This window comes from Myxococcus vastator (genome assembly GCF_010894475.1).
Lineage (GTDB): Bacteria > Myxococcota > Myxococcia > Myxococcales > Myxococcaceae > Myxococcus > Myxococcus vastator.
The window spans coordinates 1-14166 of record NZ_JAAIYB010000200.1 but is presented as its reverse complement, the minus strand read 5'-3'; the positions used below and the strand labels follow the sequence as shown (position 1 = coordinate 14166).

Sequence of the window (14166 nt, the reverse complement as noted above, 5' to 3'; positions counted from 1 at the left end):
CCGGAGGGCGCATCATCCTGGCGGTGGGCGGGGCCGACAAGGCGGGCCGCGCGCCCGCGCACGGTCGTCTTCCGGCCCGAGGTGTCGTCACGAACACCGTCGGCCGGTTCCCATTCCTTCCGGGCGCCATGCCTACCCGTGAACATCCGCCGCCAGGCGGGTGCGTCCGGCCGCACGGAGTGCTCCTCAAGGACAGGGGTGACGCAGTACAGGGACACGCCCATGAGTTCAGCGGATGAGTCTTTGACGGCGCGGTCGAAAGCCCCTGTCCTGGGGGCGTGGGTGGAGGCGGACGGGCGGGTGCGGTGGCGGGTCTGGGCGCCCGGCCACCAGCGCGTGGAGGTGGTGCTGCACGACGCGCGAGGCACCCCCGGCCGCGTCCTGCCGATGACGCCGGAGCCCGGCGACTGCTTCGGCGCGGTGCTGGAGGGGCAGGGCGCCGGGCTTCGCTACAAGCTGCGCGTGGACGGCGAGGGCCCCTTCCCGGACCCGTGGTCGCGCTCGCAGCCCCAGGGCGTGCATGGGCCGTCCGAGGTGGTGGCGGCAGACTTCGCCTGGACGGACGCGGGCTGGAAGGGCGTGGCGCCCCAGGCGCTGGTCCTCTACGAGGTGCACGTGGGCACGGCCACGCCCGAAGGCACCTTCGAGGCGCTCATCCCGCGCCTGGCCGGCCTCAAGGAACTGGGCATCACCGCGCTGGAGCTGATGCCGGTGGCGTCCTTTCCGGGGCGGCGCAACTGGGGCTACGACGGCGTGAACCTGTTCGCGCCCCTGCGGGACTACGGCGGTCCGGAGGGGCTGCGCCGGCTGGTGGACGCCGCGCACGCGCACGGGCTCGCGGTGCTGATGGACGCCGTCTACAACCACTTCGGACCGGATGGGAACTACCTGCGGGTGTACTCACCGCACTACTTCACCGGCCGCCACCACACGCCGTGGGGCGACGCGGTGAACTACGACGGCGAAGGCAGCGCCCACGCGCGGACCCAGGTGCTGGCCAACGTGGAGATGTGGATTGCCGACTACCACCTGGACGGCCTGCGCCTGGACGCCGCGCACGCCATCATCGACGACGGCACGCCACACCTGCTCACCGAAATCGCCGAGCGGGCGCGGGCCTGCGCCCCGGGCCGGCAGGTGCATGTCATCGCCGAGGACGAGCGCAACGAGCGGCGCCTGCTGCGCCCCGCGTCGGAGGGCGGCCTGGGGCTGGACGGCGTGTGGGCGGATGACTTCCACCACCAGCTGCGCCGCGCCTTCGCGGGCGACAGCGAGGGCTACTACCAGGACTACACGGGCAGCACGGAGGACCTGGCGCGCACGCTGAACCAGGGCTGGTTCTACGAAGGGCAGGTGTCGAAGAACCTGGGCCACGCGCGGGGCACGAAGGCGGACGGGCTTGCGCCCTGGCGCTTCGTCCACTGCATCCAGAACCACGACCAGGTGGGCAACCGTGCCTTCGGCGAGCGGCTGGGGCGCGACGTGAGCCCCGCGGCCTTCCGCGCCATGAGCGGCCTGCTGCTGCTGTCTCCCTACACGCCCCTGCTCTTCATGGGGCAGGAGTGGAACGCCAGCACGCCTTTCCTCTACTTCACCGAGCACAACGCGGAGCTGGGCAAGCTCGTCACGGAGGGGCGGCGCAAGGAGTTCGCCGGCTTCGCGCGTTTCGCGGGCGCGGAGGTGCCAGACCCGCAGGCGGAGGACACCTTCACCCGCTCCCGCTTGGACTGGGCGGAGGCGGCGAAGCCAGGGCATGCGGGCGTGCGAGCGCTCTACCGGGAGCTGCTCCGGCTGCGCGCGTCGGAGCCCGCCCTGCGCGAGACGGGCCGGGGCTCCTATGAGGCCCGGGCCCTGGGGCCGGACGCCCTGGTGCTCGAGCGGCGTGGGGGCGGCCAGCGCCTGCAGGTGGTGCTCAACCTGCGCGGCGCGCTGGCGCATCCGGTGCCCGCCGGCTCGGCGCTGGTGCTGTGGACCGAAGATGCTTGCTTCGGCGGCTCCGAAAAATTTCAGCCATTGAAGACAGACACCGTGCGGCTGAAGGGTTCGGTCCTGGCTGTGATAAGACTTCCCGCAAAAGACTGAGAAACGCGCGGTGTTTCGCCGTGTGTTTCACTGCAGAGCGAGCGGGCATGGCTGAAGACATGCTCAAGAAATGCGTTGGGAATTCCATATCGATTCAAAGGGTATTGGGGCCCGCAGTCCGTCGTTGAGTCGGTAACACCGCTGGCCGCTCCAGGAGGAAGCCCCCGCGCGTCGGTGTGGGTGCTTGCTCCCGGGCGGCCAGGGAATGGAAGTCCACGCGCCGCGGGGGGAACGCGGCGCTCCGGAGGGGCTCTTGGCCGCTCCGAGGTGCCGCGCGAGCTCGCGGCCTCACTTGAGGTAGTCACTTGAATCGACAGCACTCGACTTCGTCCCGGGGGGGATGGAAGCGCTTCCGCACGTCTGTCACCGCGTTCTCGCTGGCCGTCGGCGCGTTCGCGACGCCCGCGCTGGCCGCTGGAGGCTTCGTCACCGCCACCGCCAGCTCCTACGACGGACCCACCCCACCCGCCATGGCGGTTGATGGCAACAGCGCCACGCGCTGGTCCGCCTTGGGCGCGGGCCAGTGGCTTCGCGCCGACATGGGCTCGGTGAAGCCGCTGAACGGCCTGGACATCTCCTGGTTCCGTGGCAACGAGCGCATCAACCTCTTCGACATCTCCACGTCGACGGACGGGACCACGTTCACCCGCGTCTTCGTGGGCATCTCCTCCGGGAAGACGATTGACTTCGAGCGCGTCACCTTCCCCACGGTGAACGCCCGCTACGTGCGCGTCACCTTCTACGGCAGCACCCAGACGACCTGGGGCAGCATCACGGACATGGCGGCCCTCTCCGGCGCCACCGTCCCGGAGCCGGAGCCGGAGCCGGAGCCCGAGCCGGAGCCGGAGCCCGAGCCGGAGCCGGAGCCCACCCAGGACAAGTTCGGGGTGACGATGATCTACCCGACCAAGTCGGGCGGCGAGCAGTGGTTCCTGGCGGACAACGCGACGTCCGACAATCGCTTCGACCCGCAGGACACCATCACCCGCAACTCGGACGGCTCCTGGAAGATGAGGGACAGCCAGGTGCGCATGTCCGTGTTCACCTCCACGGGCTACAGCGCGTCCAAGATTCCGACGTATGACCGCGACGTGCTGGCCAGCCGCGGCTACATGCAGGCGGCGAACGACTGGCGGAACATCGAGATGACCGGCTTCATCAAGGTTAACTCCGTGTCCGACGTCTCGGACAACTTCGCGTGGTACGCGCGCGGCGGCAAGCACAACGACAACCACTCCGGCTGCGAGGGCAGCAGCTACAAGGGCTCGCTGCACTATGACGGCCGGGTCCGCTGGCAGAAGGAGACGTGGCACGTCTCGTACGACCAGGCGTCGTACAAGTCCGGCACGTCCGCGCTCCGCGGCCGCTGGGTGGGCTTCAAGTCGGTGATGCGCAACACCAAGGTCAACGGCAAGGACGCCGTGCGCCTGGAGATGTACCTGAACGAGAACGCCGACAAGGTCACCTGGAAGAAGGTCTACGACATGGTGGACTCGGGCAGCTGGGGTGGCGACGCCAGCCACTGCGGCGGCGCGGTGAACGCCATGCCCATCAGCTGGGGCGGCCCCATCGCGGTGTTCCGCTGGGACAGCGCCACCGACGTGGACTTCAAGTGGCTGTCCGTGCGCGAAATCCCCGCGGAGCAGTGAGCCGCTGACGTCGGCTGACGCCCGCCCCGGTGCTCCCAGGAGCGCCGGGGCGGGGCGTTTTCAGCGCCTGTGGTGGATTCCCCCTGTCGACAGGGGCCCCTCTCCCGTGTTCTGGATTCGGTCCGACATGGCCATGAACGTCCAGACCGCCACCGACACGTCCGACCGCATCTGGGAGCAGGAAATCCTCCCCGCGCTCGAGCGCTACATCCGCATCCCCAACAAGTCGCCCGCCTTCGACCCGGACTGGGTCCGCGCCGGTCACATGGAGGCCGCCGTCCAGCTCGTCGCGGACTGGTGCCTCGCGCAGGCCCAGCACCTGCCCGGCCTGGTGCTGGAGGTGGTGCGCCTCAAGGACGAGCAGGGCCGCGAGCGCACGCCGGTCATCTACATGGAGGTGCCCGGGACGAAGGGCGACGACACCGTCCTCTTGTACGGCCACCTGGACAAGCAGCCGGAGATGACGGGCTGGCGCGAGGGCCTGACGCCGTGGACGCCGGTGCGCGAGGGCGACAAGCTCTACGGGCGCGGCGGCGCGGATGACGGCTACTCCGCCTTCGCGTCGCTCACGGCCATCCGCCTGCTGCGCGAGCAGGGCCTGCCGCACGCGCGCTGCGTGGTGCTGATTGAGGCGTGCGAGGAGAGCGGCAGCTACGACTTGCCGGCCTACATCGAGGCGCTGGCGCCGCGCATCGGCAAGCCGTCGCTGGTGGTGTGTCTGGACTCCGGCTGCGCCAACTACGAGCAGCTGTGGATGACCACGTCGCTGCGCGGCATGGTGGCCGGCGACCTGCGGGTGGACGTGCTCACGGAGGGCGTGCACTCCGGAGACGCGAGCGGCGTCGTCCCGTCGTCCTTCCGCGTGCTGCGGCAGGTGCTGTCGCGCGTGGAGGAGGAGGCCACGGGCAAGGTGTTGGTGGAGGCCCTGCACACGCAGATTCCGGAGGCGCGGCGCGAGCAGGCCCGCGCGGCGGCCAAGGTGCTGGGCGAGGAGGTCTTCACCAAGTTCCCCTGGGTGCCCGGCACCCGCCCCATGTCGGACGACGGCGCGGAGCTGGTGCTCAACCGGACGTGGCGTCCGGCGCTGTCCGTGACGGGCGTGGACGGCATGCCGGCGCTCAGCAGCGCGGGCAACGTGCTGCGGCCCTTCACCACGGTGAAGCTGTCCATGCGCATCCCGCCGCGCGTGGACCCGAAGGTGGCCATGGAGGCGCTGACGCAGGCGCTGGTGGAGGAGCCGCCGTACGGCGCGAAGGTGACGTTCAACGGTGAGAAGTCCAGCACCGGCTGGGACGCGCCGCCGCTGGCCTCCTGGCTGTCGAGCGCGGTGGAGTCCGCGTCCGCCACCTACTTCGGCCGGCCGGCCATGGCCATGGGCGAGGGCGGCACCATCCCCTTCATGGGCATGCTGGGCGAGCGCTTCCCGGAGGCGCAGTTCCTCATCACCGGCCTGCTGGGCCCGGGCAGCAACGCCCACGGCCCCAACGAGTTCCTCCACATCCCCACGGGCAAGAAGCTCACCTGCTGCGTGGCCAGCGTCATCGCCGACCACTTCAAGCGGTAGGCCGCTTGCGCCGGGCCCGCTTCCCACGCTGGGGAGCGGGCGGCGCGTCCAGCGCCTCGTCGGTGAGGCGCACGGCGCGGCGGTTCCAGGAGAACGTCAGGCGCTTGCCCGTCTCCGGCCAGTCGAAGGACACCGCGCCCGTGCGGCCGTCCTTCTCCAATGACAGACGCACACCCCACTGGGGCGCCTCCTGGACGCGGTGGCGCACGTCCTGGGCGACGGCGTCCACCGCGTCCCGCAGGGCCACGCCCAGGTTCATCAGGCCGAGCTGCGCTCCGCTCAGGATGTGGGGGGCGGGAGGCGACGTGGACTCCAGGAACTGCTGCTCGCCCACGGGCCGGAAGGCCGTGGACGCGGGCGGCGCGTCCATCATCAGCAGGGGGCCGCCGTCCGCCTTGCGGAAGAAGTACGGCACGTCATAGCGGCCCAGCTGCTCGCGCTCCTCCGGGCTGAAGCGCACGCGGCCCCGGTCGCTGGTTTCGAGCACCTGGCCCTGGGACGCCAGCATCATGTGCTCCAGCGGCGCGTCATACACGTTCGAGGACTTGACGAGCACGCGGACGTGGTGCCGCCGCGCCGCGCGCGCGAGGAAGGCCGTCACGCGTTCGTGCTCCAGCAGCAGCCGGGTCCACACGTCGAACATGCCGCGCAGGAAGGGCAGCAGGTGCGCCGCGTAGCCCACGTTCCCGTCCGTGTCCGCCACCACGGAGCGGGCCTCTTCCCGGGCCCACGCGCGCCTGCGCGGGCGAAGCTGGAGCGCGCCGCTCCGGGAGGGGAAGAAGCACAGCAGCGGACCGCCGGTGGTGCACCACCAGGCGCGCCACTCGAAGCCGACGTGGTGGTTGCCGCGCCGCTTGCCGTCGGAAATCAGCCCCGTCTCCGGGAGGCGGCGCACGGGACTGAAGAACAGCTCCAGGTCCACCAGGTAGGGCAGGGGCTCGCGGTGCCCGCGCCGGACGCCCACCACCAGGTTGCTGCCCAGCAGGTCCGCCGCGCCCACGGCGAAGCACGTGCCGGTGAGGGCGCCCGCGTGGTGCCAGAAGCGCGCGGCCTGGGGCGGCGACAGCTGGCAGCCGTGGAGCTTCAGCTGGGGCGAAGCGCGGAGGACGCCCCACTGGCGGGGACGTTCAATCCAGTCCTGCCAGCTGTACGCCAAGGCGTCCCTGCCTCGTCCGCGCAGGACGCGCAGCGTGGGGAGCCGCACCTCGCCCGAGGCCGCCGGAAGGTGGTTGACCCAGTCGAAGAAGGCGCGTGGGCCACGCCGCTCCGGCTCCGCCAGGAAGAGGGCCTCTCCGCTCGCGGGCCGGGGCTTGTACGCCAGCGCGCCGCCCCGGCGGAACTGGACGCGCAGGACGTGCTGGCGTCCGTTGTGCGTCTCCTCGGGGTTGGTCCAGAGCCGGGTGACGGGGCCCTCGAAGCCCGCGCGGCGGAAGACCCCGGCCTTCAGGTCGCGTGCGAGCCGCTTCGCGAAGAGGTCGAAGAAGGCCAGGAACCCGTCCCTCAGGCGGAGCAGCCCTGGGTGGGGCCCCTGGGACGCCGGGGTGGCGGCGCACAGCGTGAAGGCATCCGTCAGCACCGGGCCGAACAGCGCCGCGTTGCCGAGGCGCACGACGCGCGCGCCGAACAGGCCCGGGTGCCGCCGGGCGATGGCGTCGCACCCGTCGCCCACAGCTTCATAGAAGTCCACCAGCGGCTGGAAGGCGGGCCGTGAGAGCAGGGCGCCCAGTCGCGCGGCGTCACTGGCGCCCTGGAAGGCGCGGGCCACCCGCAGCACCCGCTCGGGACCGGGCCGGACAATGGGCGGGAAGCAGCCGCTGGCTTCGGGGCCCTTGCGGACGGCCTCCAGGAGGCGGCGGGTCTGCGGAGGAAAGCGGCGTGGGGCGGCTGGAGGTGTTGGTGCCAGGGATGGCAGCACATGCGCCCTTCGCGTCATCAGTCGGCCCTGCCCCGGCGGGGGGTGAAAATAGAAACGCGCGGCCCGGCGAGGCCGGGACGCGCGTGTGAGGCGTCAGCTCATGCGCCAGTGGCGCGTGTTCTAGACGCAGTAGATCCAGCGCGAGCAGCTCGCGGGCGCGTTCCCGGTGCCGGCGGGCTTCACCGTCTTGTCCAGCGCCTGCAGCACCTGGGTCAGCTTCTTGGTCTGCTTGGACGCCTTCGCCTTCGTCTTCGCCTTCATCATGGGAATCCTCCACACGCTGGGGTCAGACTGCTCAAGCAAGGTAAAGTATGTAAAACCCCAGAGTCAAGTTGAGATGTCTTTATGGATGGCTCGAAATGTCAGTAGAATTTCCAGCATCCGACGCATGCCCGCTCGCGTCACGGGCAGCGGGTTCGAGACGCGGAGCGGCATGGCTCCCCGCGAGGGAAAAGGGTGCAGGAGCTCACCCACGCTCACCGTGCGTGCCGTGTTCAGTATCGCGATAAGTTTACTCACCGGTTGCTGAAGGCCTGAAACATGCAACGCGTTGCCGTTGGCTGAGCAGCACCATCCCGTGCCTGTCTTCTCCATCAGGATGGGGAAGCTTTTATTCCCGTGAATCATGTCTGTGTCCTTGAGGGGCCGCCGCCGCGCGGGAGGTGGTGGGGGCTCGAAGCCGCCCGCGGAGCGCCGGTTGAGCCACAGGGTGCGGAGGTGGGCCTGGGTTCGTGCGTCGCGGCTGTGTTCACGCAAAGTGTTGGCGGCCTGTCTCAGGGCGACGGGCAGCTCCCGCGGCAGCACGCCGTCGCCGTCGAGCACGTCCGGCACCAGCGCCCGGCCGCGCGCCGCGTCGCGAGCGCGCGGTGCGTCAGCGCGGCTCGCGCTCAGCAGGTCCTCCACGTCATAGCGGACCTGGTGTCCGGTGACGGGGATGCCCACGTTGACGCTGGTGGCCACGTCCCGGCTCGCGCTCTCGCCGACGTGGTAGTAGCTGGCGGGCCAGTAGAGGATGTCGCCGGGGCCCACCTCCGCGGTGAAGGACTCCGCCAGGTAGGGCGCGTAGTCCACCAAGGTGGTGACGGGCATGCTCCACGGACGCCGGGCCCAGAAGCGCATCCGCTTGCGGCCCCGGAGGGCGAAGAGGAACGTGGTGAAGCGGTCCAGGTGGACGCCCACCGGACTGTGCTCGTAGTTCCCATGGAACAGCGTGGTGATGCCGCCCGACAGGGGCAGCCCCACGCGCCGCCAGAGCTCGGAGAAGAAGGCCCGCTCCCGGGACCAGAGCCCGAAGCCATGGGCGTGTAGCAGGGAGATGATGAGCGCGTAGCGGCGTGACCCCAGCGCCTCCGCGAGCCGCGTGTCGTAGCCGTCCAGCGAGCCGTCGGTGTCGCGGGGGAGCCAGGGCCCGAACTGGACGGGCTGCCCCTGGTCGATGGTGAACTGGACGTCCGTGCGCGCCTCGAGCGCCGTGGGCGGCGCCATGGCGCCGCGCGAGGCCCCGAGCGCCGCGTCGAACACGTCCGCTTCCATGAAGGGACTGACGCCTGCCGCCGGGTAGAGCACCGGCCGCTGGTTCCAGTAGCGCGTGACGAAGGTGTCCCAGTCGAACCGTCGCTGGATGTCGATGCGGGCCATGCGTCAGGCCTCCTTCGAGGGGACGCGCTCGATACCGCGCAGCGCGTGAAGGGTTTCCAGCAGGGTCCGCACCTGCGCGCGCTGGGCCGCGCCTCGCCCCAGGCCGCACAGGGCGCCCACCCGCACGGGGACGCCCGGCGCCAGCGCGTCCAGCACGCGCGCCGCGAAGGGCCCTGGACCGGCGAAGGCGTGGCCGTTGACGGCCCACAGCCACTGCCCTGGGCTGTCCTGCATCCGCACCACGCGGCCTGGAGGCGTCTTGCGCACGTAGGCGTCTTCTTCCAGCGGTTCGTGGGCGCGCGGCGGAGGCACCGGCTCCAGCGCGGAGGCGCTGACGCGCTGGGCCCAGGAGATGCGCAGCAGCTGCCGCAGGTCCGGGCCGTGCGTCACGTCCCGCAGCGCGCTCGCCGCGTGCGCCAGCCGGGGCACGCGCGTGCGTCCCCGCGTCCCGGGATAGGGCAGGTACGGGACGGTGTCATCCTGCTCGCCCTGGGCCTCCAGGAGCTTCACCGCCAGCGCCTTCACGGCCTCCAGGGGCTCGCTGCCGCGCACCGGAATCCACAGCCGCAGCACCAGCGCGCCCTCGTCGCTCGCCTCCTCCTGCCAGACGTGGGACGGCGCATACAGCACGTCCCCGGCCTGGGCCTCCACCGTCCAGGCCTTGCGGGCGTCCTTCGTCCACTGGCGCGCGCGCAGCCGCCCATGGAGCACCGCGGTGAAGCGGGCATGGTGCTCCCGGCGCGCGGCGCCCTGCGGCGGCGCGCCGAAGCGGCCCAGCCACAGGTCGCTGACGATGGGCAGCACGGGGACACCGACGTGCGCCAGCACGCCATCGACGAAGGCACGCCCGCGCTCCCACTGCGCGTAGTCCACCATGAGCGGCTGCTCCACGAAGCACTGGAAGCCGCGCGCGGCGCCGAGCTTTCGGCTGACGCGCTGGAGATACGCGGCGGCGTCCGCGTCCTTCTCCCCGGGCAGGAGCGTGCCGGGCGCGCGCAGGCGGGCGGTGTCCGCGAAGAAGCGCACGTCGGGCAGGGCGCGGAAGCGCGTGCCGAGGCGGAAGGGCGCGCTGACCGAGACGAGCCCCTGGAAGGCCTGCTCGGGGGACATCAGCGGAGCGCCCAGCCGCAGCCGCGTGGGGGTCCGCTCCCAGTGTGTGCTCGCGAAGCGGGCCCAGTCGGGGGCATGTCGCATGGGCATCGATTCCACCATCGAAGTCTGACGGCGGGTCCTTCGCCGTGCGGTTGTTCTGATAGGAGGCAGGGCTGCCCACCACCGGAAAGGTCACGTCCGACGATGAAGCTTTATTTCAATCCCCGAAGCCGCGCCGTCATCGCCAAGTGGATGCTGGATGAGTGCGGCGCGAAGTATGAAATCGTCCCCATCGACTTCGAGAAGAAGGAAAACAAGTCGCCTGAGTTCTTGAAAATCAACCCCGCTGGGAAATTGCCAGCCTTGGTGGATGGCGACACGCGGCTGTTCGAGGGCGCGGCCATCTGCCTCTACCTGGCGGAGAAGTTCCCGGACGCGGGGCTCGCGCCCCAGCCGGGTGACCCGGACCGGGGGCGCTACCTGTCGTTGATGGTGTACTCCACGTCGCAGCTGGAGCCCGCCATGGGCGACCACCTGATGAAGCTGCCCACGGGGCCCTCGCGGGGCTGGACGGACTTCGAGACGGTGCTGAACGTCATCGAGGGTGAGCTGGGCCAGGGCCCCTACCTGTTCGGTGAGCGCTTCACCGCGGCGGATGTGATGGTTGGCTCGATGTTCATCTGGATGCGCATCTTCGGGAGCCGGACGGGGCGTCCCGCGCTGGAGGCCTACGTCGAACGGCTGCTGGCCCGCCCGAAGGGCATGAAGCTGGGCTGAGCGGCGCACCGCGCGAGGTCGAAGGCCCGGACCTTCCGAAAGGGAATGTGTCCGGGCCTCCTGGCGGCCCACGGGGGCCGGTGCGTCAGTCCAGAACGCCGATGGTCTTCGCGCGCGTGACGGAGCTGCCCACGCTGACGTAGCCCTGATACCAGGACGTGTCCTTCGTCCCCAGCTTGTCCTGCTGGAGGTGGGCGTGGGGCCCGGTGGAGTTGCCGGTGCCGCCGATGTTGCCCACCTGGCAGCGGTCACACGTGCGGTTGCGGGAGTCCGCCGTCTTGATGAAGTGCCACTGGCGGAACGTCCAGCCGCTCTGCCAGACGTGGCGCGCCTCGTTCTGGTTGCCGCTGCCGCTGCCGTAGCAGACGACGCCGCTGGTGCGGATGGTCACCGCCCAGTAGACCGAGCCGACCACGCCCGTCTCCGCGCCCCAGTAGTTGCACCGGCCACCGCTGCCGATGTCCACCGCGCCGTGGAAGGTGCCGCTGCTGTAGCGGGTCAGGGCCGTCACGGAGCCCGTGTGGGTGCCCTTGACGGTGTGCGCCGTCACGGACGCGGGGATGAGCGCCACCGCGGCCAACGCCGCCAGTGAGGACTTCCAGGTGCTGCTATGCATGAGGTGTTCCTTTCAGTGGACTGCCTGTCACGGAGCCTGCTGCAACCGCTGCTTCTCCCTCAGGAGCAGGCTCCACTCCTGAAGGCCCATGCCCAGAACCTGAATCCACGCGTCGGCCTCCCGCGCCAGGCGCGGGTCCATGTCCCGCAGGCGCTGGAGGTCGGCAATCGCGCCGTCGAAGCCGAGCTGGGCCACGCTCTGGAGCAGCGCCTTGCGCACGCCTTCGTCCGGCTCCTCGCGGTACATGGCGAGCAGCGACTCGCGGGCGCCCTGCATCTGCTCCGCCGGGACGCCCCCCAGCGCGTTGACGGCGGCCTTGCGCACGCTCGCGTCGTCGCTGCGCAGCAGGGAGGTGATTCGCTCCGCGGACTCCGCGCTGATTTTCTCCGTGGAGAGGTTGTCCAGGATGCGCGCCGTCACCTCGGGGTCCGAGGAGGCCACCGCGGCCGTCACCGCCGTGTCGGCCGCCGGGCCGTACTGGCCGGCGTACACGTGCGCGTTGTCCTCGATGAGGTTGGTCGCCGCCTCCTGGCGCACCTGGGGTGACTCGTCCCGCACCATGCGCTCGTACAAGTCACCCGTGCGCTCCAGCGCGCCGGTGCGCCGCATGGCCCGCAGCGTGGCGGCGCGGACGGCCGGGTCCACGTCCTGCAACGCGCGCTGGGCCACCACGTCCATGGCCTGGGGGTCCGCTTCCCGCTCCGCGCGGGCCACCAGCGCCGCCGCCAGGTGCTCGGCCATGACGGGGTCCGTCTCCCGCGCGAAGGCGTCTCGCAGCTCCGCGTCCGGCAGCGTGACGGCGGCCTCGCGCAGCAGGGTGCGCAGGTAGCGCTGGTAGGACGGCGAGCCGGAGCCCAGTCCGCGGCGGAGGTCATCCATCAGCCCGCGCACGGAGCAGGTGCTGGCCCGGAGCGCGGGCTGCGCGTCGGCGGAGGCCGCGTGCGCGCCGGTGGCCAGCAGGGGGAAGAGGGGAAGCGTGAGCAGCAGACAGAGGCGTTTCATGGGAGCTCCCGTGCTCAGTCGTGACCGACGAGGCAGCCGAAGGGGTCCTGGTCGGGCAGGCTGTTCCAGAGCCGGACGAAGTCGTGGAGCCCGCTCGCGTAGAGCTGCTCGAAAATCTGGTAGAGCGGCTGGAAGCGCGGGTCGGCCATCGCCATGTTGGCCATGACGGGCAGGGCCTCGCGGCCGGATGCGCGCGCGGCGAAGCGGAAGAGGGCCCACCGCACGCACGTCTCCTGCTCCCGGGCGAAGGCCTGGGCGAACAGCTCCAGCACCTCCTGGGGGTCCCCGGAGATGGAGAGGTTGTGCGCGGCGGCCTCGCGTCCGTCCGGGCTGCCCTCCTGCGTGAGCACCTTCGCGTACTGGGCGCGGGTGTGCTCATCCAGCACGGGCGTGGCGTGCATGGGCGTGGACAGCGCCAGGTAGCGAATCTGCTCGTCGGGGGACTCGGTGCCGATGGCGAGCAGCGCGTCCATGTACGGCGCGGCGTTGCCCTTCGCCTCGAAGTCGCGCTTCATGACGCGGGCGATGGTGCGCGTGGCGGCCCAGCCCGCCTCGCCGGAGACGGGGTCCTTCGCGAAGGACGTCAGCGTGTCCAGCGCCGCCGGCTCGAAGCGCTTCTGCGTGTCCAGCGCGGCCAGGATGCCCGCGCGCCGTCCGCCGTCGAGCGTGGCGTCCATGCCCTGCGCCAGGAGCTGGGTAGCCACCTGGGCGTGGTGCACCGCCTCCGAGCCGCGCAGCGCCGTCAGGAGGACGTTGAACTCGTCAGGCCCCGCGGTGCGCGCCCAGGACAGCACCTCGCTCGCGCGGTCCGGGTCCTGGCCAATCAGCTCCGTGAGGCGCTCCGTCAGGTAGTCCGCGACCAGCGAATCCCCCGACGCGAGCAGCGGCGCGGCCCACGCGCGGAAGTTCTCCAGCGTCACCGCCGCGTCGAAGCGCTCCAGCTCGCGCCAGCACACGGCCTCGTCGAAGCGAGGGGGCGGCGGCGCTTCCTCCTGTGTCCCACCCGCGCCCGCGCGCCCGCCGTGGCCACGCCCACCGGCTGCGCCCTTCCGGGACGCGGCGGCGCCGCCGGCTTCGGCGTCGGAGGACGCGCCAGCGTCGCCGCGCGACGACAGCAGCGCCACGCCTCCCACGAGCAAGGCCGCGCCCGCGAGCCACGCCAGCGCCTTGGGCACGCGACGGCCCGGAGCGGGAGCGGCGGAACGGTGGAGGGATTCTGGAGTCATGGCGCCTGGGCCTGTGAGGGGGTCCACTCCCCCTGAGGGCCCGGCGCGCGCGTTGTCTCAGAAAATCATTTCTCGCGGATTTTCCCGCGCGGGGGCTCAGCGGCCCGTCTTGATGCCCAGCCCGCCGCCCTGGCCGGAGTGGGTGGGCCGCTTCGTCCCGGCCGCCGGCGTCACCGTGACGGGCTTGCCGCCTCCGGCGCGCCGCAGCTCCAGCCGCAGCTCCTCGTCCGTGGCGGACACCTGCCGCGTCACGGGCTCGTAGCCGTTGAGGGCCAGCGTCACCGACACCGGGGCGGCTCCGGCCTCCAGCTCCAGCCGCAGCGGCGTCTCGCCGCGCGCCTCGCCGTTGACGCTCACCCGGGCCCCGGGGGGCTCGGTGATGACGGGCAGATTCACATGGCGCGCCGGCTCGACGTCGATGCGCGGCGGCGGCGGCACGTCGGGCGCGATTTCCGGCTGGTGGGGCACGGCCACCTCCACCGGCGGACGGACCGGGGTGGCGTCCGCGGGCGAGCGGAAGAAGACGATGCCCACGCCCGCGATGAGCAGGCCCAGCCCCGCGGTGGCCACCGGCAGCCAGGGGATGCGCCGGGGCGGCTCCGGGG

Annotated in this window: 13 protein-coding genes; 4 read left to right on the top strand and 9 right to left on the bottom strand. The window is 71.4% G+C overall.

Annotated elements, in window-relative coordinates; all coding sequences use genetic code 11:
* On the bottom strand, positions 1-224 hold a 224-nt coding region (locus tag G4D87_RS38925), incomplete at its 3' end, for a hypothetical protein (protein WP_205507657.1).
* Here G4D87_RS38925 and treZ point away from each other — a divergent pair.
* The 3 genes from treZ (at position 223) to G4D87_RS20285 (ending at position 5295) form a co-directional block, all read left to right on the top strand.
* On the top strand, positions 223-2082 hold the full coding sequence (gene treZ, locus G4D87_RS20295) for a malto-oligosyltrehalose trehalohydrolase (protein WP_163783718.1): 1860 nt from the start codon (positions 223-225) through the stop codon (positions 2080-2082). The two genes, G4D87_RS38925 and treZ, sit on opposite strands and share 2 nt — an antisense overlap.
* A gap of 305 nt (positions 2083-2387) precedes the next feature.
* A complete protein-coding gene (locus G4D87_RS20290) occupies positions 2388-3731 on the top strand; it encodes a discoidin domain-containing protein (RefSeq protein ID WP_163783717.1) in 1344 nt (447 codons plus the stop codon).
* A gap of 127 nt (positions 3732-3858) precedes the next feature.
* On the top strand, positions 3859-5295 hold the full coding sequence (locus tag G4D87_RS20285) for a M20 family metallopeptidase (RefSeq protein WP_176412397.1): 1437 nt from the start codon (positions 3859-3861) through the stop codon (positions 5293-5295).
* On the opposite strand, the gene G4D87_RS20280 is transcribed toward G4D87_RS20285, so the two are convergent.
* The 4 genes from G4D87_RS20280 to G4D87_RS20265 all read right to left on the bottom strand — a co-directional run bounded on the left by G4D87_RS20280 (position 5285) and on the right by G4D87_RS20265 (position 10042).
* Entirely contained in the window at positions 5285-7210 is a 1926-nt protein-coding gene (locus tag G4D87_RS20280; protein WP_240358434.1) for a DUF4135 domain-containing protein, read from the bottom strand. The genes G4D87_RS20285 and G4D87_RS20280 overlap by 11 nt on opposite strands.
* A gap of 120 nt (positions 7211-7330) precedes the next feature.
* A complete protein-coding gene (locus tag G4D87_RS20275; RefSeq protein WP_205507656.1) occupies positions 7331-7474 on the bottom strand; it encodes a hypothetical protein in 144 nt (47 codons plus the stop codon).
* A 63-nt stretch (positions 7475-7537) separates the two neighbouring features.
* Complete coding sequence (locus tag G4D87_RS20270) at positions 7538-8848, bottom strand: JmjC domain-containing protein (RefSeq protein ID WP_163783714.1); 1311 nt, start codon at positions 8846-8848, stop codon at positions 7538-7540.
* A gap of 3 nt (positions 8849-8851) precedes the next feature.
* Positions 8852-10042, bottom strand: a complete 1191-nt coding sequence (locus G4D87_RS20265) for a hypothetical protein (RefSeq protein ID WP_205507655.1) — start codon at positions 10040-10042, stop codon at positions 8852-8854.
* Between the two features lie 102 nt (positions 10043-10144).
* Here G4D87_RS20265 and G4D87_RS20260 point away from each other — a divergent pair, with 102 nt between their 5' ends.
* Positions 10145-10717 carry a glutathione S-transferase family protein gene (locus G4D87_RS20260; RefSeq protein ID WP_163783712.1) on the top strand — a complete coding sequence of 191 codons (573 nt, stop codon included), beginning with the start codon at positions 10145-10147 and terminating at the stop codon, positions 10715-10717.
* 85 nt (positions 10718-10802) lie between these two features.
* On the opposite strand, the gene G4D87_RS20255 is transcribed toward G4D87_RS20260, so the two are convergent.
* The 4 genes from G4D87_RS20255 to G4D87_RS20240 all read right to left on the bottom strand — a co-directional run.
* Entirely contained in the window at positions 10803-11333 is a 531-nt protein-coding gene (locus G4D87_RS20255; RefSeq protein WP_163783711.1) for a hypothetical protein, read from the bottom strand.
* Positions 11334-11360: 27 nt separating this feature from the next.
* Positions 11361-12335 (bottom strand): HEAT repeat domain-containing protein, encoded by a 975-nt coding sequence (locus tag G4D87_RS20250; RefSeq protein ID WP_163783710.1) that lies wholly within the window; start codon positions 12333-12335, stop codon positions 11361-11363.
* A gap of 14 nt (positions 12336-12349) precedes the next feature.
* On the bottom strand, positions 12350-13561 hold the full coding sequence (locus G4D87_RS20245; protein WP_240358433.1) for a hypothetical protein: 1212 nt from the start codon (positions 13559-13561) through the stop codon (positions 12350-12352).
* 96 nt (positions 13562-13657) lie between these two features.
* Positions 13658-14166: PEGA domain-containing protein (locus tag G4D87_RS20240; protein WP_163783708.1), on the bottom strand; the 509-nt coding region annotated here is incomplete at its 5' end.